Origin of the sequence: Mesorhizobium sp. M0011 (assembly GCF_040324155.1) — a bacterium.
In the GTDB taxonomy this organism is placed as follows: domain Bacteria; phylum Pseudomonadota; class Alphaproteobacteria; order Rhizobiales; family Rhizobiaceae; genus Mesorhizobium.
This window is the reverse complement of record NZ_JAMYVQ010000002.1, coordinates 1-22729: the sequence shown is the minus strand read 5'-3', so window position 1 is coordinate 22729 and position 22729 is coordinate 1. Positions and strand designations below refer to the sequence as shown.

At 64.4% G+C, this 22729-nt stretch carries 21 protein-coding genes and 1 tRNA gene; 6 read left to right on the top strand and 16 right to left on the bottom strand.

Annotated elements, in window-relative coordinates:
- Positions 1 to 32 precede the first annotated feature (32 nt).
- The 7 genes from NKK51_RS02515 to NKK51_RS02485 form a co-directional block, all read right to left on the bottom strand.
- Complete coding sequence (locus NKK51_RS02515) at positions 33 to 632, bottom strand: VOC family protein (protein ID WP_352551021.1); 600 nt, start codon at positions 630 to 632, stop codon at positions 33 to 35.
- A gap of 77 nt (positions 633 to 709) precedes the next feature.
- Positions 710 to 1546: an ATP-binding cassette domain-containing protein gene (locus NKK51_RS02510; protein ID WP_352551019.1), complete on the bottom strand. Its 837-nt coding sequence runs from the start codon at positions 1544 to 1546 to the stop codon at positions 710 to 712.
- Positions 1539 to 2417: an ABC transporter ATP-binding protein gene (locus NKK51_RS02505; protein WP_352551017.1), complete on the bottom strand. Its 879-nt coding sequence runs from the start codon at positions 2415 to 2417 to the stop codon at positions 1539 to 1541. The genes NKK51_RS02510 and NKK51_RS02505 overlap by 8 nt, the downstream gene beginning before the upstream one ends.
- Positions 2414 to 3262, bottom strand: coding sequence for an ABC transporter permease (locus tag NKK51_RS02500; RefSeq protein ID WP_352551016.1), 849 nt, complete (start codon positions 3260 to 3262; stop codon positions 2414 to 2416). The genes NKK51_RS02505 and NKK51_RS02500 overlap by 4 nt, the downstream gene beginning before the upstream one ends.
- On the bottom strand, positions 3255 to 4262 hold the full coding sequence (locus NKK51_RS02495) for an ABC transporter permease (RefSeq protein ID WP_352551014.1): 1008 nt from the start codon (positions 4260 to 4262) through the stop codon (positions 3255 to 3257). Before NKK51_RS02495 ends, NKK51_RS02500 begins: the two co-directional genes overlap by 8 nt.
- A 221-nt stretch (positions 4263 to 4483) precedes the next feature.
- Positions 4484 to 6013 carry an ABC transporter substrate-binding protein gene (locus NKK51_RS02490; protein ID WP_352551012.1) on the bottom strand — a complete coding sequence of 510 codons (1530 nt, stop codon included), beginning with the start codon at positions 6011 to 6013 and terminating at the stop codon, positions 4484 to 4486.
- Between the two features lie 111 nt (positions 6014 to 6124).
- Entirely contained in the window at positions 6125 to 7699 is a 1575-nt protein-coding gene (locus NKK51_RS02485; protein ID WP_352551010.1) for a phytoene desaturase family protein, read from the bottom strand.
- Positions 7700 to 7818: 119 nt separating this feature from the next.
- On the opposite strand from NKK51_RS02485, the gene NKK51_RS02480 reads away from it, so the two are divergent.
- Genes NKK51_RS02480 through NKK51_RS02460 form a run of 5 tightly spaced genes read left to right on the top strand, consistent with a single transcriptional unit; the run spans position 7819 to position 14465 of the window.
- Positions 7819 to 8610, top strand: coding sequence for a cyclase family protein (locus NKK51_RS02480; RefSeq protein WP_352551008.1), 792 nt, complete (start codon positions 7819 to 7821; stop codon positions 8608 to 8610).
- 15 nt (positions 8611 to 8625) lie between these two features.
- Positions 8626 to 10197 carry a phytoene desaturase family protein gene (locus NKK51_RS02475; RefSeq protein ID WP_352551006.1) on the top strand — a complete coding sequence of 524 codons (1572 nt, stop codon included), beginning with the start codon at positions 8626 to 8628 and terminating at the stop codon, positions 10195 to 10197.
- Positions 10197 to 10679 carry a MarR family winged helix-turn-helix transcriptional regulator gene (locus NKK51_RS02470; protein WP_352551004.1) on the top strand — a complete coding sequence of 161 codons (483 nt, stop codon included), beginning with the start codon at positions 10197 to 10199 and terminating at the stop codon, positions 10677 to 10679. Before NKK51_RS02475 ends, NKK51_RS02470 begins: the two co-directional genes overlap by 1 nt.
- A gap of 59 nt (positions 10680 to 10738) precedes the next feature.
- On the top strand, positions 10739 to 12892 hold the full coding sequence (locus NKK51_RS02465; protein WP_352551003.1) for a thiamine pyrophosphate-dependent enzyme: 2154 nt from the start codon (positions 10739 to 10741) through the stop codon (positions 12890 to 12892).
- Positions 12885 to 14465 (top strand): indolepyruvate oxidoreductase subunit beta family protein, encoded by a 1581-nt coding sequence (locus NKK51_RS02460; protein ID WP_352551001.1) that lies wholly within the window; start codon positions 12885 to 12887, stop codon positions 14463 to 14465. Before NKK51_RS02465 ends, NKK51_RS02460 begins: the two co-directional genes overlap by 8 nt.
- Before the next feature lie 5 nt (positions 14466 to 14470).
- Here NKK51_RS02460 and NKK51_RS02455 read toward each other — a convergent pair whose 3' ends face one another.
- The 8 genes from NKK51_RS02455 to NKK51_RS02420 form a co-directional block, all read right to left on the bottom strand.
- Entirely contained in the window at positions 14471 to 16207 is a 1737-nt protein-coding gene (locus NKK51_RS02455) for a sulfatase-like hydrolase/transferase (RefSeq protein WP_352550999.1), read from the bottom strand.
- A gap of 163 nt (positions 16208 to 16370) precedes the next feature.
- Positions 16371 to 16649, bottom strand: a complete 279-nt coding sequence (locus NKK51_RS02450; RefSeq protein WP_352550997.1) for a GCG_CRPN prefix-to-repeats domain-containing protein — start codon at positions 16647 to 16649, stop codon at positions 16371 to 16373.
- A 112-nt stretch (positions 16650 to 16761) separates the two neighbouring features.
- A complete protein-coding gene (locus NKK51_RS02445) occupies positions 16762 to 17223 on the bottom strand; it encodes a periplasmic heavy metal sensor (RefSeq protein WP_023811459.1) in 462 nt (153 codons plus the stop codon).
- Positions 17220 to 17672, bottom strand: coding sequence for a hypothetical protein (locus NKK51_RS02440; RefSeq protein WP_352550996.1), 453 nt, complete (start codon positions 17670 to 17672; stop codon positions 17220 to 17222). The genes NKK51_RS02445 and NKK51_RS02440 overlap by 4 nt, the downstream gene beginning before the upstream one ends.
- A gap of 86 nt (positions 17673 to 17758) precedes the next feature.
- The gene (locus NKK51_RS02435) at positions 17759 to 18301 is read right to left on the bottom strand and encodes an RNA polymerase sigma factor (RefSeq protein ID WP_352550994.1); all 543 of its coding nucleotides are present in this window, start codon (positions 18299 to 18301) and stop codon (positions 17759 to 17761) included.
- 45 nt (positions 18302 to 18346) lie between these two features.
- A complete protein-coding gene (locus NKK51_RS02430; RefSeq protein WP_023811456.1) occupies positions 18347 to 18778 on the bottom strand; it encodes an EF-hand domain-containing protein in 432 nt (143 codons plus the stop codon).
- A 163-nt stretch (positions 18779 to 18941) separates the two neighbouring features.
- Complete coding sequence (locus NKK51_RS02425) at positions 18942 to 19130, bottom strand: YodC family protein (RefSeq protein WP_023811455.1); 189 nt, start codon at positions 19128 to 19130, stop codon at positions 18942 to 18944.
- 131 nt (positions 19131 to 19261) lie between these two features.
- Positions 19262 to 19337 (bottom strand) — tRNA-Thr (locus NKK51_RS02420).
- Between the two features lie 330 nt (positions 19338 to 19667).
- On the opposite strand from NKK51_RS02420, the gene NKK51_RS02415 reads away from it, so the two are divergent.
- Entirely contained in the window at positions 19668 to 20807 is a 1140-nt protein-coding gene (locus tag NKK51_RS02415) for a hypothetical protein (RefSeq protein WP_352550991.1), read from the top strand.
- Positions 20808 to 20821: 14 nt separating this feature from the next.
- Here the strand turns inward: NKK51_RS02415 and NKK51_RS02410 are convergent, their stop codons facing one another.
- Positions 20822 to 22423 (bottom strand): cisplatin damage response ATP-dependent DNA ligase, encoded by a 1602-nt coding sequence (locus tag NKK51_RS02410; RefSeq protein ID WP_352550990.1) that lies wholly within the window; start codon positions 22421 to 22423, stop codon positions 20822 to 20824.
- Positions 22424 to 22729: the final 306 nt, after the last annotated feature.

The window sequence follows — 22729 nt, the reverse complement described above, 5'->3', positions numbered from 1 at the left end:
CCTGCGTGTCATCACGCAAGCGCGCTGCCGGATCAATTTTCCGGGTTCTTCGGGCTCCACAGCACCGTCTCGGCGTCCTTCTCATAGGCCATTCCGTCGGGATAACTGATCGCTTCCAGTTGCAGCCCCCACGGCGCCTGGAAATAGAGGATGGTCTGGCCGGCGGCCGGCCCTTCCTTGACCGGCAGCGGCCCCATCCGCGTCTTGACGCCCTTGCCTTCGAGATAGGCTTTGGCGGCAGCGACGTCGTCGACATAGAAGGCTATGTGGAAGCCGCCAATGTCGCTGTTCTTCGGCGTCAGGTCCTTCTGGTCCGGTGCTGTGTATTTGAACAGCTCTATGTTCGATCCATAGCCGCAGCGGACCATGGTGACCTCTTCGATCACCGCCTTCGGGTCGACGCCCAGGAGATCCTGCATGAAGGTGCCCTTGTCGTCGGCGAACGGACCGAACGACATCGCCTTCTTGCAGCCGACCACTTCGGTGAAGAAGTCGACCGCTTGCTTCATGTCGGGAACGGTGATGCCGGTGTGGTCGTGGCCGCGCATGCCCGGGATCGAATCCGCCGAGGCCATGCCGGCGCTGCCGAGCATCGCGGCGGCCAGCGTTGCAATTGCGATAGTGGTCTTCATGTCAGTCCTCTCCATTTGGCGGGACTTGGGTCTTTTGGTCGCACGCCCGAGGCCCGCTCTTCGGCGTGCGTATGCATTCATGTCGGCGCCTTGGCGGCGGAAGGAATGTCCAGCCAGCTCGCATCGATCTCGGGCAGCGGAATGGCCGCGATGAGATCGCGCGTGTAGGCCTGCTGCGGCTTGTCGAACAAGGCGTCGGTGGCGCTCGCTTCGACGATCACGCCTTCGCGCATGACGATCACTTGCCGGCACAGCCGCCGGATGACCGACAGATCGTGGCTGATGAAAGCGACGGTCAGCCCCATTTCCGCCGCCAGCTTTTCCAGCAGCGTCAGGATCTGCGCTTGCGTCGACACGTCGAGCCCTGAGACGATCTCGTCGGCCAGCACGAATTTCGGCGACAGCGCCAGCGCCCGCGCAATGCCGACGCGCTGGCGCTGGCCGCCCGACAATTCGTGGCGATAGCGGCTGGCGAAACTTTGCGGCAGGCCGACACGCTGCAGCGCCTCAGCGACGCGCGCCTTGAGATTGTCGCCGAGGCCATTTTGCTTGAGTGGCGCGGCGATAATGCTTGCAATGGTGCGGCGCGGGTTGAGCGACGACATCGGATCTTGGAAAATCATCTGCAGATTGCGCCGCAGTGGCCGCAGTTCCGCCTCCGGCAGATGCGTGATGTCGCGGCCCTCGAAAGTTATGCTGCCGGCGCTGGGCTCCAGCAGGCGCACCAGCGCGCGGCCGAGCGTCGACTTGCCCGAACCGGATTCGCCGACAATGCCGGCCACCGAGCCCCTGGGAAGGTCAAAATCCAGGCCCTTCAGAATTTCGACCAAGGGCGCGCGGCCGATCAGTGGCTTGCGCGTCATGTCGGGCAGCGCGACCTTCAGCCCGCGCACGGAGAACAACGGTTCAACCATGCGACCGCCTCCAGGCTTGGTCGGCGGCAGCGATCTCCGAAGCAAGCCCGGCCAGAACCGCCTCGTCCACCGGCTTCAGCGAGGCGAAAGGATCGGTGTAGCGCGGCGTCGCCGCCATCAGCGCTCGTGTATAGGGGTGCTGCGGCGCGGCGAAGAGCGCTGCGGTCTCGGCCTCCTCCACCACCTTGCCGGCATAGAGCACCGATACCTTCTGGCTGATCTTGGCGACGACGCCGAGGTCATGGGTGACGAACAGGATCGCCGTGCCGTGCTCGCGCTGCAACTGCACGATCAGCCGCAGGATCTGTTTTTGTACGGTCACATCGAGAGCCGTGGTCGGCTCGTCGGCGACGATCAGCCTTGGCTCCGCGGCGAAGGCGGCGGCGATCAGCACGCGCTGGCGCATGCCGCCTGACAGTTCGTGCGGATAGCTTTTCAGCACACGGTCGGGATCGCGGATTTGCACCTCGTCCAGCAATTGCCGAATGCGGGTATCGGCCCTCTCGCCACTCCAGCCGAGGATGCGCACCAGCCGGTCAGTCATTTGCGAGCCGACGCGGCGCGACGGGTTAAGCGCTGTCAGCGGGTCCTGCGGGATCAGCGCCGTGCGTGCCCCGATCAGCGTGCGCCGTGCCTTGGGCGGAAGCTTGCCGAGGTCTTCGCCTTCAAGCCGCATGTCGCCTTCGACAATGCGCACACTCGAAGGCAGGACGCCGAGCACCGCCTTGCCGATCATCGTCTTGCCGGCGCCGCTTTCGCCGACCAGCGCGCGGACTTCACCGGGCTGGACCGCAAGCGACACCGATCGCAGCACGCGCTGGCCGTTGGGCAGCACCGCGCTCAGATCCCTGATGTCGAGACAGCCGCTCATCGCAGCACCGGATCGAAACGCGTCTTCAGCGCCTCGCCGAACTGGCTGAACGACAGCACGGTCAGGATCAGCGTGATCAGCGGGAACACCAGCACCCACCAGGCCTGATGGATCGACAGCCGGCCCTCGGCGATGATGCCGCCCCAGGTCGGATCGTCGGTCGAGATCGACAGATTGACGAAGGACAGGATCGCCTCGACGATGACGGCGACGCCCATTTCCAGCGACAGCAATGCGACGATCGACGGCACCACATTGGGCAGCACTTCGCGCAGCATGATGCCGATGCGGCCATAGCCGGCGATGCGGGCGTTCTCGACATAGTCCATGCGCGACTGACCCATCGTCTCGGCACGGATCACCCGGCAAAAACGCGTCCAGTCGATGATGGCGATGGCCAGGATGACGGAACTCAAACCCGTGCCAAGCACCGCCACGAGCAATATGGCGAACAGCACCGGCGGAAACGCCATCCAGACATCGACGACGCGCGAGATGATGCGGTCGGCCCAACCGCCGAAATAGCCTGCGATCAGGCCGAGCGTCGAACCGACCAGGCACGCAGCGATGGCTGCGGAAAAGGCGACGATGAAGGCGATGCGGCCGCCGAAGATCAGCCTCGACAACAGATCGCGGCCGAGGCTGTCGGTGCCGAGCCAATAGCCGGGTTCGGCGCCATTCATCCAGAATGGCGGCAGCCGTTCCAGCATCAAATCCTGCGCCAGTGGGTCCTGCGGCCCGACCAGCGGTGCGAAGATCGCGGCCAGCAGCGCCAGCAGCAGCCAGCAGCCGGCAAGCCACAAACGTGGCGACACACCTCGCCTTTGAGCACGACCCTCATCCATGGCGTAGCCTCGGATTGAGCAGCGCGTACATCATGTCGACGCTGAGGTTGATCAGCACGAACAGCAGCGCGAAGACCAGCACGATGCCTTGAATCAAAGGCAGGTCGCGGTTGATGACGGCGTCGATCGCCATGTTGCCGAGGCCTTCATAAGAAAACAGCCGTTCGACGATGACCGTGCCGCCAATGAGAAAGGTGAACTGCACACCGACCAGCGTCAGCGTTGGCAGCGCGGCGTTCTTCAGCGCCTCGCGCAGGATGACCTGCGTTTCCGAGAACCCCTTCACCCGAGCCAGCACGACATAGTCGAGGTCGAGCACTTCCTTCAGCGACTGTTTCAACAGCTGCGAGATGATTGCCGCCAGCGGCAGCGCCAGCGCCACCGCCGGCATCAGCATGTGCTTCAGGAGGTCCCAGGTCAGGTCGAGGCGCAGGCGCAACAGGCTCTCGAACAGATAGAACTGGGTGACGAAAGGCAGGTCGAGCTGCGGCGACACCCGGCCGGAAATGTCGAAGATCGGCACCAGCACGCCGAACAGCAGGATCAGCACCAGGCCCCACAGGAAATCGGGAATGGAAAGCGCCGCGCCGCTGGCGATGTCGATGCCGGCCTCGACCGCCGTGCCGCGTTCGCGCGCGCCGATGATCGCCGTCGTGCCGCCAAGCATCACCGCCATGATGAGCGCGACGATGGCGAGTTCCAGCGTCGCCGGCAGCCGGTTGAAGACGAGGCCGAGCACGTCCTGCCGCAGCGAGATCGAGGTGCCGAAATCGCCCCGGGCTACGCCCGACAGCCAGATCAAGAATTGCTGCACGATGGTCTTGTCGAGCCCATAGAGCGCGCGCAGCCGGGCGATGTCGGCATCCGTCGCGCCGGGCGGCAGCATCATGGCGATCGGATCGCCGGGCGCGACGCGGATCACGACAAAGACGACGACGGCCACGCCGAACAGCGTGATCAGCATCGTCAGCAGACGGATCAGGAATCTTTGCAGGAGCATTCTGGCGCAGGCCTAATGCGTTTCAGTGATTGATCGAACGAACAGCCCCCTCATCGGCCGCTTCGCGGCCACCTTCTCCCCGAGGGGAGAAGAGGTCGCTGACGGCTGAGCCAGTCTCTTCTCCCCAGCGGGGAGAAGGTGGCCGCGAAGCGGCCGGATGAGGGGGCCTGCGTCGTTAAAGAAGACACGCCGTCTCGCGACAGCGTGCCTTCCCATATCGGTCAGGCCGGGGTCATCAGGGCCGGCAAAAGCGCGCCGGACACATGCTGCACCACATTGACGCCCTTGGCATGCACGATCGGTTGCGCATACTGGATCAGCGGCAGCACATAGGCCTGCTCGGCGATGTATTTGTCGACTGCCTTCCAGCCGGCGATGCGCTTGGCCTCGTCCTTTTCGCCCCACAGCGGATTGATCATGTCGATCAAATCCTGGCTGTCCCACACCGAATGCGGGCTCGGGCCGTACATGGCAAAGCCGGTCGAGGTGGTCGGATCGCCGATGGCATTGCCCCAATTGTAGAAGGCCGCCGGCGCCAGCTTGTCGGCGGCGCGCAGTTCGTAGTGCTTGGCGATCTCGTAGACTTCGATCGTCGCCTCGATGCCAACCTTGCGCCACATGCCGACGATCGCCTGGATCATCTCATAGTCCTTGGGCTTGAAGCCCTTGGTCGTCTGGATGGTGAACTTGACCGGCTTTTCCGGCGAATAGCCGGAAGCGGCCAGCAATTCCTTGGCCCTTTCCGGATTGTGCTCGACCTTGATCGACGCGTCGTAGGATGCGTATTCCGGCGTTTCCAGCGTATCGATCGGCTGGCCGTAGCCGCGCAGCAGGCGATCGACCAGCAGCTTCTTGTCGACGGCCATCACGGCGGCCTGGCGGACGTTCTTGTCCAGCATCGCTTCGATGTCGTTGAAGAAGATCATGCCGATGTCGGAAACGTTCTTGCACGAGCCGGCCAGCCCGTCCTTGGCGATCAGCCGGTCATACTCCTCATAGGGGATTTCGAGCGTCACCTGCGAGGACCCGGATTCGATCTCGGCGACGCGGCTCGCCGCGTCGGCCACGAACTTGATCGTCACATTCTCGAAGGCCGGCTTGCCGCCCCAGTAGTTCGGGTTTGCCTTGAGCCGCAGGAAGGCGTTGCGCTCGAATTTTTCCACCATGTAGGGGCCGGTGCCGATCGGCGCCTTCTCGAAACCTTCGGCGCCGACCTTCTCGTAATAGGCCTTCGGCATGATGTAGCCGGTCAGGAACGACATCCATTTGAAATACACCGGGTCGAACTGCACCACGTCGCCGGTGATCTTGTTGCCGTCGATCTTGAAGTTGTTGACATTCTTCCAGACGAACTGGATCGGGTTGCCGGTCTTTTCGTCACCTGCCCGCTGCAGCGACCAGACCACATCCTCTGGCGTGAACGGCGAGCCGTCATGCCAGGTCACGCCTTCGCGCACCGTCATCGTGATCTTGGTGCGGTCGTCGTTCCAGCCCCACTCGGTGAGCAGGCCCGGCGCGAAGGACAAATCGGGCTTCTGCGGGATGAACTGGTCGAACACCGACTGGTAAAGCCCCTGGATGGTCGGGTTGACGGCCGAGGGGCCGGTGGTTGGATCCCAGGATGGCAGGTTGACGTTGTAGGCGATGGTCAGTTCGCCGGCAGCCGCCTTGGCGATCTGCGGCAGGCCGACGGCGGCCACCCCGAGTGCCGCGGCGCTGTATCCCAGCAATTCCCGTCTGTTGATTGTCATGGTCGTTCCCCTTGTTGGTTTTGTTTCTGCGCGCGGCGTCTTAGGTCATTGGTTCAGGCTTCTTGGGCAGCAGCGCCTTGCCCCTCGTCGCCTCAAGGAAATCTCCGGCTCCTACCTCCCGCCAAGCTGTTGTGCGAGCATGAAGCCCGACGCCGCACCGGTGCCGGCGCCCGGCCATGTCGCGGCTCCGGTGAGGTGCAGATGCGCCACCGGCGTGTTCCAGCCGGCATAGCCGCGCGCCGGGCGGAATAAAAAGTTCTGCGCCAGATGATGGCTGCCGCAGACCTGGTCGCCACCGACGAGGTTCGGGTTCTCGCGCTCGAGATCGATGGGCGAAAACACGGCCCGGGCGATGATCTTGTTTCGCAGGCCGGGTGCGTAGGTCTCGATGATGTCGAGGACACGCTCGGCGTAGGCGTCCTTCACCTCGTCCCAATGCGCTGGCGCGATCTTGCCGGCCGCATCGCCCAGGATTTCGGCGGGCAGCATCCGCACCTGCACCCAGAGCACATGCTTGCCTTCCGGCGCACGCGATGGGTCGATCGCTGTCGGCTGGCCGACGACCAGCACCGGCTCGTCCGGCAGCATGCCCGCCATCGCCTGCTGATAGGTGCGCGACATGGCGTCGAGCGACGGCGACAGATGCACATAGGCGAACTGCCGAAGCTCGCGCCCGGCGCGCCAGTCCGGCAGATCGTCGAGCGCCAGATGGATCATCATCGTGCCCGGCGCGTGGCGGAATTTTTGCATGGCCGTGTCGAAGCCGGTGTCACCTGAACCGTTGGGCAGCAGTTTGCCGGTCAGCGCCTTCGGCGCAACGCCGGCGATGACCGCCCTCGTGGCGGTATGCATCTCGCCGGAAGCCAGCCGCACGCCGGTCGCCTTGCCGGCGGAAACGGTGATCTCGGCCACTTCGGCATCGGTGGCGATCTTGCCGCCGGCTGAGGTGACCATGCCCGACAGCGCCTTAATGATGGTGTCGGCGCCGCCTTTGCCCAGCACCATGCCGAAACTCTGGTTGGCCATCGATTCCAGATAGGGGAAGACGGCGCCGCCGGCGATGTCGGGCGCGAAGTCGAGATGCATGCCCCAGGTGGCGAGCGTTGCCCTGATATGCGGCGACTCGAAATTCTCCTCCAGCCAGGCGCGGGGCGAGGACAACAGCAGGCGGCCCGTATCGAGCGCCCCAGACATGCCCTTCTTGCGCCACAGGCCCCACGCCGTGCCGGCAAGCGCGCGAGCGCTCATCGGCGATCCCAGCAGCCGGAACAGATGCTCGGCCTCCGCCGGGAAGGCGGCGACCAGCCTGCGCCATGTCGTGGCATCGGCGGCGGAGAAGGCGGCCATGCGGGCAGTGGTCTTTTCCAGATCGTTGCTGACGCCGAACCACCGACCGTCCGGAAAGGCGCTGGCGAAACAATCGGCGACCGGGGCAAACTCCAGCCCCTGTGCTTTCAATTCATTTGCATATTTCCGGTGGAAGGCCGAGCCGGCAAACAGGCTCAGATTCATCGCGCCGAAATCGTGGCGGAAGCCGGGAAGGGTGAATTCGCGTGTCTGGACGGCGCCGCCGATCGTTGCACTGCGCTCGAAAATCCCGGTTTTCCAGCCTTTAAGCGCCAAATGCGCGGCGCATGCCAGACTGTTGTGGCCCGCCCCGACAAAGATGGCGTCGAATTCGCTCACGCCCCGTTCCCATTTCCTTTATGCTTAAAGATAATTGCAGATGCATATGTTTTCGTCTAGTAGGATATTAAGGGCCGAGACGAGCCTTGATCATCACACGAAAGAGGGAACAGAGAACCATGGACGCGCAAAAACTCCTCGGCGAAGTCGCCGGCCAGCTTCTTTCAGGCGCCATCAAGGTGGTCGACCTGACGGCGCCGCTCGGGCCTGACACACCGCTGATCAAACTGCCGCCGGAACTCGCCGTCGACACGCCCAAGGTCGAGATCCACTCGATCTCCCGATATGACAAGAACGGCCCGTGGTGGGCATGGAACTGGCTGAAGCTTGGCGAGCATTCGGGCACGCATTTCGATGCGCCGCAGCATTGGATCTCCGGCAAGGACTATGCCGACGGCGCCACCGACACCATTCCGGCGCAGAACTTCGTCGGCCCGGTCAATGTCATCGACTGCTCGAAGGAAGCCGCCGCCGATCACGATTTCCTGCTCACCGTCGACCACATCAAGGCGTGGGAAGCCAAGCATGGCGCGATCAATGCCGGCGAATGGGTGGTGATGCGCACCGACTGGTACAAGCGCAACGGCTCGGAAGCCGAGTTCCTCAACGCCAACGAGACCGGCCCGCACACGCCCGGCCCGACGGCCGAAGCCATCCAGTTCCTGATCAGCAAGGACATCAAGGGCTGGGGCTCGGAGACGATCGGGACGGATGCCGGCAAGGCCGGCGGAATGGAGCCGCCATTCCCGGCGCACACGCTGATGCACGAGGCCAACCGCTACGGTCTTGCCAGCCTTTGCAACCTCGACCAGTTGCCGCCGAAGGGCGCCATCCTGATCGCCGCACCGCTCAAGATCGAACACGGCACCGGCAGCCCGATCCGCGCGCTGGCACTGGTGTCGAAGGGCTAAGCGAAAGCGTTTGCCGTGACCCAGCCGGATCACATCATCGTCGGCAGCGGCATCAACGCGCTGGTCTGCGCGGCGATGCTCGGCGGCAAAGGGGCGCGTGTGCTCGTCCTGGAGCGCAACGACCGCATTGGCGGTTGCATGCGCACCGAGGAGATCACCGCGCCCGGCTTCATCCATGATGTGATGGCGACGACCTTCGTGCTGTTCATCACCTCGCCGGCCTTTGCGGCGCTGGGCGCCGACCTTGCACGGCACGGGCTGGAGTTCTGCCACACGGGCACGCCGACCGGCGTGCTGCGGCCGGACGGCAGCCATGCCGTGCTCAGCACCGACCGTGCCGCCAACGTCGCCGCCCTCAATGCGATCGCGGCAGGCGACGGCGACCGGCACGCGGATGATGTCGGCGACATCGAGCGCAATGCCGGCCTGCTGTTCGGCTTGCTCGGCGGCAGCCTGTGGTCCTATCCGACCGCCAAGCTGCTGGCCGGCGATGGCTGGCGGCGCGGCCCGCGCGGTCTTGCCGCCTTTCTCGGCGAGGCACTGGTGCCGGCGCGCGGCTGGCTCGAAAGCACCTACCAGTCCGAAACCATCCGTGCACTGTGGGCACCCTGGGTACTGCATGCCGGGCTCGGCCCGGAGGATGCTTTCTCCGGCCAGATCGCCAAGGTTATCGCCTTCGCGCTTGAGGCGGCGGGCGCGCCGATCGTCAAGGGCGGGGCAAAAAACCTGCTGGCGGCCTTCGAGGCTTTGATCCGGGAACGCGGCGGCGACATCCGCACCGGCGCCGATGTCGCTTCGATCGTTCAAAGCAATGGCCGCGCGACCGGCGTGCGACTGGCCTCGGGCGAAACGGTCCATGCCAACAAGAGCGTCATCTGCTCAGTCACGCCGACGCAGCTCTACGGCAGGCTGCTTGGAGCCGACGCTCCCCAAGCTGATGTCGAGGCGACGCAGAAATACCGATACGGCAAGGGCAATTTCCAGATCCATTATGCTCTGAGCAAGCCGCCCGCGTGGCGCGGCGAAGGCCTGGACAAGGTGGCGCTGCTGCACCTGACGCCGGGACTGGATGGCGTCTCGAAAGCCTGCAACGAGGCGGCGCGTAGCATGCTGCCGGAAGTGCCGACCATCTGTGTCGGCCAGCCGCATGCGCTCGACCCGTCGCGCTGCCCTGAAGGCAAGGCGATCCTGTGGCTGCAACTTCCCGAGGCACCCCGCTACATCAAGGGCGACGCCGCCGGCATCCTGCAGTTGCCGGTTGACGGGCAATGGACCGACGCTTTGCGGGAAGCCTATGCCGATCGCGCCGAGGCCATCCTCGCCGGCCATATCGATGGTTTCAAGGACAGCGTCATCGCACGGCGCGCCTATTCGCCGGCCGATCTCGATGCGATGAACATCAACCTGGTCGGCGGCGACCCCTATGGCGGTTCCTCGACCATCGACCAGTCGTTCCTGTGGCGGCCGTTCAAGACCAGCCGCAACCATCAGACCGGCATCAAGGGCCTCTACCATATCGGCGCCTCGACCCACCCGGGCGCGGGTCTCGGCGGCGGTTCCGGCTTTCTCCTGGCGGGGAGGCTGTGATGGAAGAGAAGGTCGCGGAAAAGCGCCAGCGCATTTCGACCCTGGGGCAGATCGGCCTGCAGCAATTCGCGCCCTATCTGATGAACCGCATCATGGGCCGCTACAACGCCACCCTGCGCGACGATTTCCGCAAGCAGGGCCTGACCATTCCGCAGGTGCGCACGCTGGCCGTGCTGTCGGTCAGCGACGGCATCACCGTCAACGACCTCTCGGTCTATACGGTCATCGAGCAATCGACCTTGAGCCGGACGCTCGACTCGCTGGAAGGCCAAGGCCTGGTACGGCGCGAACAGGGCGTCACCGACAGCCGCATCCGCCACGTGTTCCTCACCGATGACGGCCGCGCCGAGTTCGCGCGCGCCTGGCCGGCCATGCATGACGCGTTCGAGGCGATGTTCGACGATATCGATGACGCCGAATATTCCGCACTCATCGCCACGCTTTTGAAGATGCTGAAGAACATTCGCAAGCACGACATCTAGACCTACGCGCCGCCAATGCCAGCAGATGACGGGCTGGCGGTAACGGAAGGGAGAAAAAAATGGCCGAACGGTCTTTTGCCAGGGAAGTCGAAAAGCTCAGGCTCGGTGCCGGCGAGGAATTTGCCGGCGAAGGCATCCTCGCCATCACTAAAGCGCTGCTGCAATGCGGCGTCGGCTATGTCGGCGGCTACCAGGGCGCGCCGATCAGCCATCTGATGGACGTGCTCGCCGACGCGCAGGACATTCTGGGCGAGCTCGGCGTGCATTTCGAGGCCAGCGCCTCCGAGGCCACCGCCACCGCCATGCTGGCCGCCTCGGTGCATTACCCGATCCGTGGTGCGGCGACCTTCAAGTCGACGGTCGGCACCAATGTCGCCTCCGACGCGCTGGCCAATCTCGCCTCCGGCGGCGTCACCGGCGGCGCGCTGATCATCGTCGGCGAGGACTATGGCGAAGGCTCCTCGATCATGCAGGAGCGCAGCCATGCCTTCGCCATGAAAAGTCAAGTCTGGCTGCTCGACCCGCGCCCCAACCTGCCGTCGATCGTCAAGTCGGTGGAGGACGGTTTCGAACTGTCGGAGATTTCCAACACGCCGGTCATGCTGCAGGTGCGTATCCGCTGCTGCCACGTGCATGGCCATTTCATCGCCAAGGACAACAAGCGGCCGCCGATGACGGTCGCCGATGCGCTCGACGCGCCCCGCCGCGACACCGGCCGCATCGTGCTGCCGCCCGCTTCCTTCCTGCATGAGAAGGAGAAGGTGCAGAAGCGCTGGCCGGCGGCGGTCGATTTCATCCGCAAGAACAAGATCAACGAATTCTTCGGGTCGGATCATGGCTCGGTCGGCATCGTCATGCAGGGCGGCATGTACAATTCGGTCATCCGCGCGCTGCAGCGGCTCGGCCTTGCCGACATCTATGGCGACACCGACGTGCCGCTCTATGTGCTCAATGCCGTCTATCCGCTGATCGATGACGAGTTCCTGTCGTTCTGCGAGGGCAAGCAGTCGGTGCTGGTCGTCGAGGAGGGCCAGCCCAACTATATCGAGCAGGCCTTCGCTTCGATGCTGCACAAGGCCGGTCGCGGCACCAGGCTGGTCGGCAAGGAGCATTTGCCGATGGCCGGCGAATACACCGGCCAGGTCATGCTGGACGGCATCGGCGCCTTCCTGCGTGCCGAGGCGCCGCATCTGCTGCCCGGCGAAGTGCGGGCGCCCAACAAGGTCGGCGATGGCGTCGATGCCGCCGACCTGATCAATGTCGTGCCGGGCCGTCCGCCGGGCTTCTGCATCGGCTGCCCGGAACGGCCGATCTTTGCCGCGACCAAGCTGGTCGAGCAGGAGCTCGGAAAGCATCACATCGCCTCCGACATCGGTTGCCACCTGTTCTCGATCATGCCGCCCTTCGAACTCGGAGCCACCACCATGGGCTATGGGCTGGGGCCGGCCTCGGCCTCGGCGTTCAATTCGCCGGATGCCAAGCGCCGCTCCATCTCCTTTGTCGGCGATGGCGGCTTCTGGCACAACGGCCTGACCTCCTCGATCGGCAATGCGGTGTTCAACAAGAACGACGGCGTGATCGTCATCGTCGACAATTTTTACTCGGCCGCCACAGGCGGCCAGGACATCCTGTCGTCCCGCGCCGGCAACAAGACCAAGTCGACGAAGCATCCGATCACCGAGGCGGTGAAAGGCATGGGCGTCAAATGGCTGCGCCATATCGACCGCACCTATGACGTGACCAAGATGCAGGACACGCTGCGCGAGGCGCTGACCACCGACGAGAAAGGGCCGAAGGTCATCGTCGCCTCGTCCGAATGCATGCTCAACCGGCAGCGCCGCGAAAAGCCGCTGGTCGACAAGGCGATCAAGGGCGGGACCCGTGTCGTGAAACCGAAGTTCGGCGTCGATGAGGACATCTGCACCGGCGACCATGCCTGCATGCGGCTGTCCGGCTGTCCCTCGCTGTCGGTGAAGTCGCTCGACGATCCGCTGCGCGACGATCCGGTCGCGCATATCGACCAGAGCTGCGTCGGCTGCGGCAATTGCGGCGAGGTCGCCGATGCGGCGGTGCTGTGCCCATCGTTCTATCGCGCCGACGTCGTACACAATCCGAGCCGCTGGGATCGCTTCCTGGAAGCCGCGCGCCGTGCCACCATCAGCCTGTTGCAGCGCCGCCGCGAAAGCCGGCGCCTGACCTTCGCCGATGCTTGACGCCGTCCCCCCACTTCGCGCCCGCGCCGGCGCTCAGGATAGCGAGCGTGTCATCAAGCTCGCCGTGCTGGCGGTCGGCGGCCAAGGCGGTGGCGTGCTCGCCGATTGGATCACCGATGTCGCCGAGCGCAACGGCTTTGTTGCGCAATCGACCTCGGTCGCCGGCGTCGCCCAGCGTACCGGCGCCACCATTTACTATGTGGAGATGGCCCGCGATACCGGCCGGCTGCCGGTCTTCGCGCTGTCGCCGTCGCAGGGCGACGTCGACATCCTGATCGCCGCCGAATTGATGGAAGCCGGCCGTGCCATCATTCGCGGCTTCGTCACGCCCGACCGCACCACGCTGATTGCCTCGTCGCACCGCATCGCCGCCGTGTCGGAAAAGATCGAGCCGGGCGACGGCCGGGCTTCGTCCTCCAAGGTGCATGCGACGGCGGAAGCCGCATCGAAGCGCTTCATCGCTTTCGACATGGAAAAGATCGCCGCCGCCAATGGCTCGATGATCTCGGCCAGCCTGCTTGGCGCGCTGGCGGGGTCCGACGCCCTGCCGTTCACGCGCGAAAGCTACGAACAGGCGATCGGTGCCGGCGGCCGGGGCGTCAAGGCCAGCCTCGCCGCCTTCGGTGCCGCGTTTGATCGTGCGCGCGGCACGGCAGCACCGGCGCCTAGGCCGGCCGAGCCCGCGATTGTCGAATCTGCCTTGGGCACAGGACAGGTGAGTGGCCCGCAAAACCTGCTGCAAGGCTGGCAGGCCTTGGCTGCCCGCATCGATCTGTTGCCGGTGGCCGTACGCGACATGGCACTTCGGGGCTTGAGAAAGGTCGTCGACTATCAGGACATAGCCTACGGGCGCGAGTATCTCGACTGGCTGGACAAGGCCGTCGCGTTGGACGGGCCGGTTCAGGGCTATGGCCTGTCCATCGCTGCCGCAAAGCATTTGGCCAATGCGCTGTGCTACGACGACATGATCCGCGTCGCCGATCTCAAGACGCGCTCGACGCGCGACAAACGCGTGCGCCGCGAGGTCGGCGTCAAGGACGGCTCGATCCTGCAGGTGACCGAGTATTTCCATCCGCGCATCGAGGAGTTCTGCGGTACCTTGCCGGCGGGGCTGGGCAGCTACATCGAGGACCGGCCGAAGCTCGCCGCCTTTCTCGACCGCCGCATCAACCACGGCCGCCGCATCCGCACCGACAGTTTTGCCGGCTTTGCCGCTCTGTGGTTCATCGGCGGCCTGCGCCGCTGGCGCCGTAGTCTGCTGCGCCACAAGGTTGAGATCGCGCATCTCGACCGCTGGTACGCGCTGGCGCTCGACCATGTTCGCCAGGACTACGCGCTGGCCGTCGAGATCCTCAATTGCCGCCGGCTGATCAAGGGCTACAGCGACACCCATGTCCGCGCACAGTCGAAATTCGACCGGGTGCTGTCGGCGCTCGACCTGGTCAAGGGCCGCGCCGACGCCGCCGACTGGATCCGCCGCCTACGCGAGATGGCGCTGAAGGACGAGAAGGGCGACATGCTCGACGGCGCGTTGAAGACCGTGGCGTCGCTGGGACCGGATAAAATCGACTGAAATATCTAGCGGGCGTCTACCGATTGGAACGGCGCCGGCGCATGCAACGGCACCGCCTCCGGGAACAGATGCAGCAGCCCTGAATCGACACGCCGGCGCAGATGCGTATCCACCTCGGCCCGGTCCTTGCAGCCATGGAACCTGCCGCCGCAATGGTCGCGCAGGCGCACGAGATCGGCCATGACAGGCGACATCGGCAGGCCGGCCGCGTCGAGCAGGCTTGCGCTGAGAAAGCCGACGTCGAGCGGCGCCAGGTCAGGCATCGGATGGCGCAAAGGATGGTTGAAGGTGGTGAGCGTGTAGAAGGTGCGGTAGGCAAGCGAGCCAGGGGTCGCCAAGGCGTCGTCCCCGGCGATCGCGTCGACGAACGGCTTGGTCGCCGACGACTGGTGATCGCCGAACTCGAGCACCACGGCGCCGCGTTCACCGGCATCCGCTTTCCTCTCGTCGAGGAAATGCTGGAAATCGCCGCGCGCTACCGCCATCCGGCGCAGATACTCATTGGCCTGGAAATCGCCCGAGAAAGGCTCGCCCTCGACCTTCAACTCGGGCTCCATCCGCCCCTCATAGGGGGAGTGCGGAAACATGGTCTGGATTTCGAGGAACAGCGGCCGGCCGTCTTCCTTGCGGTGCCTGGCGATGAATGCTTCGGCCGCCTGGTAATAAAAGATATCGCGCAGGTGGTAGAAGGGCGCGGCGATGTCCTTGATGTCGAGCACGGTCTCGAAACCGATCGATTTCAGGAACGGCCCTTCATTGACGAACGAAAAGTCCATCGGCGTCATCACGACAGTTCGATAGCCGCAGCGCGCCAGCACCTCCGGCAAGGCGCCGGCGACCTTGTCCTGCAGGGTGATGGTCAAATAGGGGCTTCGCCAGCCGAAATCGGTGGCCGACAGGCCTGTCATCAGCGACAGATTGGTGATCCAGGTGCCGCCGCCAAACGTCTCGACCTGCATCGGATGCGGCGTGCCGGCCCCCGGCGCGAACCTCTGCAGGAATCCCGCGCCGTTGCCGACCTGCGGAAAATAGCCGGGATCGGACTGGCTTTCGCTGAGCACGAAAAAGACGTCGGGAAGATCAGCCCGCTCGCCGCAGTCGACCGTGTCGGCAAAAGGCGGCTGCGGCGCGACGGCTTGCAGCCGCTTTTCGAAGCCCGATTCAACAACCAGGTTGTGCAAATCCAGCAGCGAAACGAAGAAGGCCGACATGTGCCGGCCCTGCATGTAGTAGAAATAACGGTCCTTCGAGGCCTCGGCCGGAAAGGTCAGCGGCACCAGGACGACGAGCGCCGCCATCACCAGGACGCGTGCCGACACCGGCCAGCCGATTTTCCGATCGATCCGGAACAGAAGCACCGCCGCCGCAATGCCGAGCCCCAGGGCAATGACGACCGGCGCGATCAGATGGAGGTAGGAGCCGAGCAGGAAGCGGTACACTTCCGGATCCCTCGATACGAAGACCGTGTCGTAGAAGTGCAGCGAAAACCCCTTCATCCTGAATTTGATCGCTGAAACCACCGTGATGAAAGCAATGCCCATCCAGGCGAGATAGACGGAAAAGGCAAGGCGCCCCGCAGCCAGGAACAGAAGTCCGGCAAGGGCTGCCACCAGCGCCAGCGAGAACGGCACCGACAGCCATTCGTGCTCGGCCCGTCCGGCGGCGAAGACACCGGCTAGGCTGACCACGGCCAGCGTCAGCGGATGACAGAGCAGCCGACCAAGATTGTGAAGCTGAGCCACAGATTTTCCCATGAATATGCCTGAGCATAATTTCGGGAAACTCTTCGATTATTTGCGGGCTAAGAACAAATCTATAGTGAATTTAACCTTAATTCCGGGGATCGCGCTGTCCGCAACGGCGGGACCAGGTTTCACAAAAGCGCCTGGCCCTACCGTGCTTCGATCAGTAGTGGTGCCAGCGATGGTGCGGATGCCAGACGTGGACCGGAGCGTGCCAGTAGTGGTAGCGCGGGCGCACGATGACGACGCCGCTCGGCACGCAACGTCCCCATCTGTTCGGATGCCAGCCGATGCCGCAGCCCCAGCGGACATGCTCGACCGATGCCTGGGCGGCCGGCTGGGCAACGGACACGATGGGCATTGCGCTGGACGCGGTGGCTGTCACGACCGTTCCGCTGAGGGCCAGCATAGCGGCTGCTGCGTAGTTTTTCAGGCGACTCATAATTGGACTCCGAGTGCTTTCGAGTTTGAAGATGGCCGCCCTGCATGGTGCGATCGGGCAGGCTTGTCCCTTCGCATCGTTAAACGGCGTCTCCGGCCTTTTCCGTCGGTCGTCATGGCGATTTTTTCGGCGCAACGGCGGCGCGGCGTTCCATATGGCGCAGCAATGCCTGTGCCAGCACGCTCCGGTTTTCGTGTGACGTGTTCGCCGCGAAGTCGACAATGGCCTGTTCAAGCCGGCTGCGCACCGTCACATCGGCATTGCGTGCCCGCTCCAGCGCGGCGGACAAGGCGGCCTTGTCCATGACAGGCTGCTGCAACAGGTCCGCTGCCTCCTGCCTCGCCTGCTGGCCATCGAGAATGATCTGCCGAGACTCCACGCGAACCTGGCGCAGCGCCAGGCGGAACGCCTTGCGGTCCTGGTTGGGAAGCTGTCGGCCAGCCGATTCCAGCGAGACACCCGCGCCCGCTTTGGCATTTCTCAGCCAGACCGCACCGCCGGCAAATGCGCCTGCAAGAAAGACGTTCAACACCACGGAAGCAATGACCAGACCACGGATCCAGCGCGGGCTCATAGGCTTTCCTCACCGTTCTCGGCATCCGGGCCGGCATCGCCAAACGCCGTCACATTGGCATCCAGCACATAATGGTCCGGCTGGACCTCCGGCGTGACGATGGTCACCAGGGCCAGTCCTGCCACGGCACCGGCCAGACCAATGCCGGCAAGTCCAAGTCCCAGCCACCAGAACCACTGACGCCGGCGCTGGACGAGGTGCCGGCCGGCAGCCTGCAGAATGCTGCTGTGCAGTGCCTTGTCCGGGGCGTCGACGCGGTAGCTGTCGAGCAGCGCGTCAAGTGTCCCGGCCTGCCTCAAGATGGCCTTGCCCGCGCCGCTCGCGGCAAAGGCCGTGCCGGCCATTCGCTCAGCCTCGGGCCATCGCCGCAAGTCGCCGCCATAGGCCTGGGCCAAGGCGGCGAAGCGGCTGGCATCCATTGCGGGTTCGTTTCTGGACCCTTCAGCCATGTGTCTCCTCCTTGCCGGTCGGCGCCGAGCGCCAGGCGGCACCAGCAAGGCGCAATGGCCGTAGTGCGTTGGTGCTTGCCCGGTGCTTACTCATCGGCGCCATCCCCCGCCAGGATCGCCTGCAGCGACCGCCGGCCGCGCGCAAGCAGGCTCTCCAGGGCATCGACGCTGATCTGCAAGGTCGCTGCCGCCTCGATATTGGACATCTCCTGATAGTAGACCAGAACGATCGCTTCGCGCTGGCGCGGCGCTATGGCTTGCAGTGCCCGTTCGACCCGAAGCGCGTCCTCTTGGCGAGGGGCGTCGGGAAGTGCCGCAGGGTCGACCACGTCCGGCAGGTCGCCGGTCACCCACTCGCGCCTGCGACGCAGCCGGTCGTAGCAAAGGTTGAGCGTCACCCGGTGGATCCAGCTGTCGAAGCGCGCATTGCCGCGCCGCCAGCTCGCGGCATGGCGCCAGATCCGCACGAAGGTTTCCTGCGCGACATCCTCGGCCTCCGCCGCATCGCCGAGCATGCGCACGGCAAGCGCCAGGATACGCGGCAGCTTGCGCGCGACGAGCGTTTGCACGGCTGCGGGCTCGCCGGCGCCAACACGGCGAACCAGCTCCTCGTCCGGATCCGCAGCCATCAGTCTGCGCACTCCCGATGTTCATCGCGCGTCATTGCCTCTTGGTCATTGTTCCTGCTTGGGAGCGGTTTTGTGGCCCGGCAGTTCGTCGGCCGTTAAAATGCCGTCGGCATTCTTGTCCAGCCGGGCGAAGCGCCTGGCGAAGAATGCATCGAGTTCGGCGCGATCGATGAAGCCGTCATGGTTGGAATCGATCCGCGCGAAGGATTTGGCGGCGTCGCCTTTGGCGTTGCGCTTCGTCTGAAAGGCCTCCCACTCCAGCAGGCTGATCTTGCCGTCGCCGTCGGTATCGGCCGCCATGATCGCCTTCTCGCGCCGCTTCTGGAATTTGGCCAGCGTGATGTCGGACCTGGTCCCCGAAGCGCCTGGCGCGGCAAGTGGCGCGGCCGTTGGCGGTGCAGGCGGCGTCGCTGCCTGGGCGAAAGCCGCAACGGTCTGCAAACTCAAGGCAACGACTGATATCGAACGACTGATCATGTTGTGCGTCTCCAGGTTGGCGCGACGCAGACGGCTTGTGCCGCAATCGCGCTTCAACCGTTAAACGCCGCGACCCGGAAAATCCGTCGGTCGCGCGTGCTGATCCGTTCATCCCAGGACAACAGAGGCTGCCCATCTCGATCTGATCGGGATGGAAGAAACTCTAGTCCGACTGGTCGGCCGCAATCAGTTGTTCGGGCTTGAACCCGGCATGTTGCGGGGTCCACACCTCGCCCTCGCGATTGAACCAGTGGCACAGATACATGCCCGAGGCTGCGCCATCGCTGATCGTCATCCTGGGGCCTCCGGATTTCAGCCTGACGACGTCTCCGGTCTTGAAATTGTTGGGCATTTTTTGACCTCCCATGCTGAGGCCATGAGTTTCACACCAAACCGGGGTCTCGACAATGGCAGATCTGCCAGGCCGGCGTCGCAATCCTTTGCACCAGCCGCGAAGGGGCAGACTACAAAACGGAGGAGGAATGGTGCCGCTTAGGTGACTCGAACACCTGACCCCCGCATTACGAATGCGGTGCTCTACCAACTGAGCTAAAGCGGCCCAGGAAGCCAAGGCCTCCAAGATGCGGCGGTGATAGACGCAACCGGGCGCGAATTCAAGATGCGACTTGGCAATTCCTGCGTCGGCGTCATGGCACCCTCGAAAGCCGGCCGCCGCTTTGTCCGCCAGTCAATCGCCAAGGGAATGCGGCGCACGGTGCGTGCGCTCCCTGTGCGCGAAATCGGCGAAACATGCTGATTTTGTTGCCGGAACAGCGCCGGAATGGACTTTGCACACCTCTGCGAGGCAGAATACGCCGCTCGCCCGTTGATTGATTGGTCGCCTGCGGCTAACGATCACGGCAAGGTTGGCAAAGACAGAGGGACCTGCTTGGACGCGATCGAAAAAGCGATCCGGAACGCCTTGGAGAAAGGCAATGCCGAGGACCGCGCGTTCCGCGAGAGGGTCTATCGCTCGGCTTTTGCCGCGCTCGATCGCGCGCTCCAGGCCAATCCCGGTGTGACCGTCGAGGTCGCCATCAAGCGCCGCAAGGCAATCCAGGCGAAAATCACCGAAATCGAATCCGAGTTCCTGCCGGCGGTGCCGGATGTCGGCCAGCAGGGCGATGCACCGGCGGTCGAACTCGGAGCGGACTCGGCGCCCGCGGTCGAAACCGGCCGACAGGCATCGTCCCCCGATGTCGTCGTCGACGGACCCGTGCAATCCGCTGCCGATGCGCCGCGCTCGCGCGTTCTGCCCGTCGTTCCCGACATCATGCCGGACGCCACGCTTCCCGATGCTCCGGCCATCGACATGTCGGTTCCGGCCTCGGCCGGCGCGACGACGGAAGTGGCGCCCGACCGCGATGAACGACGCATAAGGGGGCGTCGCCTGCCGCTGACCGCCATCTTCCTGACCGTGACACTGCTCGCCGCGGTTGGCATCGGCCTGTTCTTCGCCGTGCAGACCGGCGTGTTCAAGACATCCGCGCAACTCGACACCGCCCCGCCGCAGGCGCCGCCGACCGTCGAGGACGACGATTTCACACCGGCCGACGGCGGTCCGGCAAAACCCGGCGCCGCGGACCAGGCGCGCGAATGGATCAATGTGTTTTCGCCGGCCGATGCATCCCATGTTAGCGCGCCGTCTGACGCCAGGGCCGAGGTGATGAAGGACGATACCGGTTCGTTCCTGCGCATCCGTTCCGGCGCGTCCGGTTCGGCGATCAGTTTCGACGTCGGACAAGGCGTGCTGGAGAAGCTGGCCGGCAAACATGCCGTGTTCGACATCATTGCCCGCTCCGAGGAAGGCAAGGAGACGCAGATTTCGGTCGACTGCAATTTCGGCGAACTCGGCGATTGCGGCCGCAAGCGCTATGCGGTCGGCCAGCAGCAGAACGAATATCTGTTCGATGTGCAGTTTCCGGACAAGCGTCCGGGCTCGGCCGGCACCATTGCCATCAATTCCGACTTCGACAAGCAGGGCAAGGCCGCGGACATCTACGAAATCCGCGTTTCGATCGAGCCGTAAGAGCGCCGAACGGTCTAGCGGTCGAGCAGCGCCTGCAGCGTCTCGATGCGGTCGGCCTCGTTGGCCGGCTTGTCCCAGCGCAGCCGCGAAATGCGGGGAAAGCGCATGGCGACGCCGGATTTGTGCCGGGTCGAGCGGTTCAGCCCTTCGAAGGCGACTTCCAGCACCAGGCCGTTGTCGCGGTCGGCCCGCACCGAGCGCACCGGCCCGAAACGCTCGATCGTGTTGTCGCGGACATATTTGTCGATCTGCTTCAACTCCTCGTCGGTGAAGCCGAAATAGGCCTTGCCGACCGGCACCAGTTCCTCCTCGCCTTCTGCACCTGTCCAGACACCGAACGTATAGTCGGAATAGAAGCTCGAGCGTTTGCCGTGGCCGCGCTGGGCATACATCAGCACCGCGTCCACCGTGTGCGGATCGCGCTTCCATTTGAACCACGGGCCTTTCGGGCGGCCGGCGACATAGGCTGAGTCCCAGCGCTTGAGCATGACGCCTTCGATGATCGGATGCGGCGGCACCCGGCGCAGTTCCTCCAGCGTTTGCCAATCCGTGAAGTCGACGAATGGCGAAATATCGAAACGGCTCGGGTCGAGCGTCCCGACAAACGCTTCCAGCCGGCCGCGCCGCTCGCGAAACGACAGCGCGCGCAGATCCTCGCCGCCGACCTGGAGCAGATCGTAGCAGCGCATGAAGGCCGGGTATTGCTGCTGCATCTTCGGTGTCACCGTCTTGCGGTTCAGCCGCTGCTGCAGATCCGAGAACGTTCCCGTCGCCTGCCGGGGATCGCCGACAAGCAGTTCGCCGTCCAGCGTTGCGGAAAAATGCATGGCATCGGCGAGGTCCGGAAAGGCACCCGAAACGTCATCGCCGGTGCGCGAATAGAGCCGGCGGATACCGCCCTCGGCCACCGCCTGGACACGGATGCCGTCCCATTTCCATTCGGCGGCATAATCCGCCGGATCGAGCTTTTCGAGATCGCCGTCGCCAACCGGGTTCGACAGCATCACCGGTCGAAACAATGCCAACGCCGTGTTCCTGGGTTTTTCGGCCTTGCCTTCCAGCCACGCGAACAGCGCTGTGTAAGGCGGTGACAGCCCGTGCCAGAGCTCTTCGATCTCGGCGATGTCGACCTTGCCGAAATCCGCCAGCGCCTGTTTGGCCAGCCGCGCCGACACGCCGATGCGCAAGCCGCCGGTGACCAGCTTGATGATGGCAAAGCGGGCCGAGATGCCGGCGCTGTCGAGCAGCCCTGCCAGCACCTTCGGTCCGTCGGAGCGGCTCGCCGCCTGCAGTCTGGCCACGACCTCGCCAAGCGTCGGCTCGCGGTTCGCGATGTTTCCGGGCGTTTGCGGCCAGACCAGCGACACCGTTTCGGCGAGATCGCCGACATAGTCGTAGGAATAGCCGAACAGCACCGGATCCATGCGTTCGGTGACCAGCATGCGCAGCATCGCCGGCTTGACCGCGGCAATGTGGAGATCGCCGGTGATGGCAGCCAGCGCCAGCCCGCGGTCGGGATCCTCTACCGTGCGGAAATAGTCGGTCAGCAAGGTCAGCTTGCCGTTGCGCGACGGCGTCAGCACCAGGCGGTCGAGTAGTTCGGCGAAGCGGTTCATGGTGACACTACCGGATGGGCTTGGCACTTCGGCACACCCCCCTCTGTCCTGCCGGACATCTCCCCCGCAAGGGGGGAGATTGGCAGCTTCGATGCCAGCACTCTCCTTGCGCGGTTGGTGATTAGCGAAAGCGGCGGTGACATCTGATCTCCCCCCTGTTTGGACCGGAGACATCGCGAACAGGTGTGCGAGGACATCGCGAACAGTTTGGCGTGCTTTGCGCCGGGAGGTTCGCGATGCCATTTGGGAACACCAGCGTGATGGATGGGAAGTTGGAGTTTGTGCGTCTTGCGGTGCAGGATGGCA

Excerpts from the sequence above, each read along its gene's own strand:
- NKK51_RS02470 (WP_352551004.1), top strand. The coding sequence starts at position 10,197 with ATGGAAGAGAAGGTCGCGGAAAAGCGCCAGCGCATTTCGACCCTGGGG.
- NKK51_RS02460 (WP_352551001.1), top strand. The coding sequence starts at position 12,885 with ATGCTTGACGCCGTCCCCCCACTTCGCGCCCGCGCCGGCGCTCAGGAT.
- NKK51_RS02410 (WP_352550990.1), bottom strand. The coding sequence starts at position 22,423 with ATGAACCGCTTCGCCGAACTACTCGACCGCCTGGTGCTGACGCCGTCG.
- NKK51_RS02495 (WP_352551014.1), bottom strand. The coding sequence starts at position 4,262 with ATGCTCCTGCAAAGATTCCTGATCCGTCTGCTGACGATGCTGATCACG.
- NKK51_RS02440 (WP_352550996.1), bottom strand. The coding sequence starts at position 17,672 with ATGGCTGAAGGGTCCAGAAACGAACCCGCAATGGATGCCAGCCGCTTC.
- NKK51_RS02465 (WP_352551003.1), top strand. The coding sequence starts at position 10,739 with ATGGCCGAACGGTCTTTTGCCAGGGAAGTCGAAAAGCTCAGGCTCGGT.
- NKK51_RS02500 (WP_352551016.1), bottom strand. The coding sequence starts at position 3,262 with ATGGATGAGGGTCGTGCTCAAAGGCGAGGTGTGTCGCCACGTTTGTGG.
- NKK51_RS02505 (WP_352551017.1), bottom strand. The coding sequence starts at position 2,417 with ATGAGCGGCTGTCTCGACATCAGGGATCTGAGCGCGGTGCTGCCCAAC.
- NKK51_RS02510 (WP_352551019.1), bottom strand. The coding sequence starts at position 1,546 with ATGGTTGAACCGTTGTTCTCCGTGCGCGGGCTGAAGGTCGCGCTGCCC.
- NKK51_RS02435 (WP_352550994.1), bottom strand. The coding sequence starts at position 18,301 with ATGGCTGCGGATCCGGACGAGGAGCTGGTTCGCCGTGTTGGCGCCGGC.
- NKK51_RS02480 (WP_352551008.1), top strand. The coding sequence starts at position 7,819 with ATGGACGCGCAAAAACTCCTCGGCGAAGTCGCCGGCCAGCTTCTTTCA.
- NKK51_RS02450 (WP_352550997.1), bottom strand. The coding sequence starts at position 16,649 with ATGAGTCGCCTGAAAAACTACGCAGCAGCCGCTATGCTGGCCCTCAGC.
- NKK51_RS02425 (WP_023811455.1), bottom strand. The coding sequence starts at position 19,130 with ATGCCCAACAATTTCAAGACCGGAGACGTCGTCAGGCTGAAATCCGGA.
- NKK51_RS02490 (WP_352551012.1), bottom strand. The coding sequence starts at position 6,013 with ATGACAATCAACAGACGGGAATTGCTGGGATACAGCGCCGCGGCACTC.
- NKK51_RS02445 (WP_023811459.1), bottom strand. The coding sequence starts at position 17,223 with ATGAGCCCGCGCTGGATCCGTGGTCTGGTCATTGCTTCCGTGGTGTTG.
- NKK51_RS02430 (WP_023811456.1), bottom strand. The coding sequence starts at position 18,778 with ATGATCAGTCGTTCGATATCAGTCGTTGCCTTGAGTTTGCAGACCGTT.
- NKK51_RS02515 (WP_352551021.1), bottom strand. The coding sequence starts at position 632 with ATGAAGACCACTATCGCAATTGCAACGCTGGCCGCCGCGATGCTCGGC.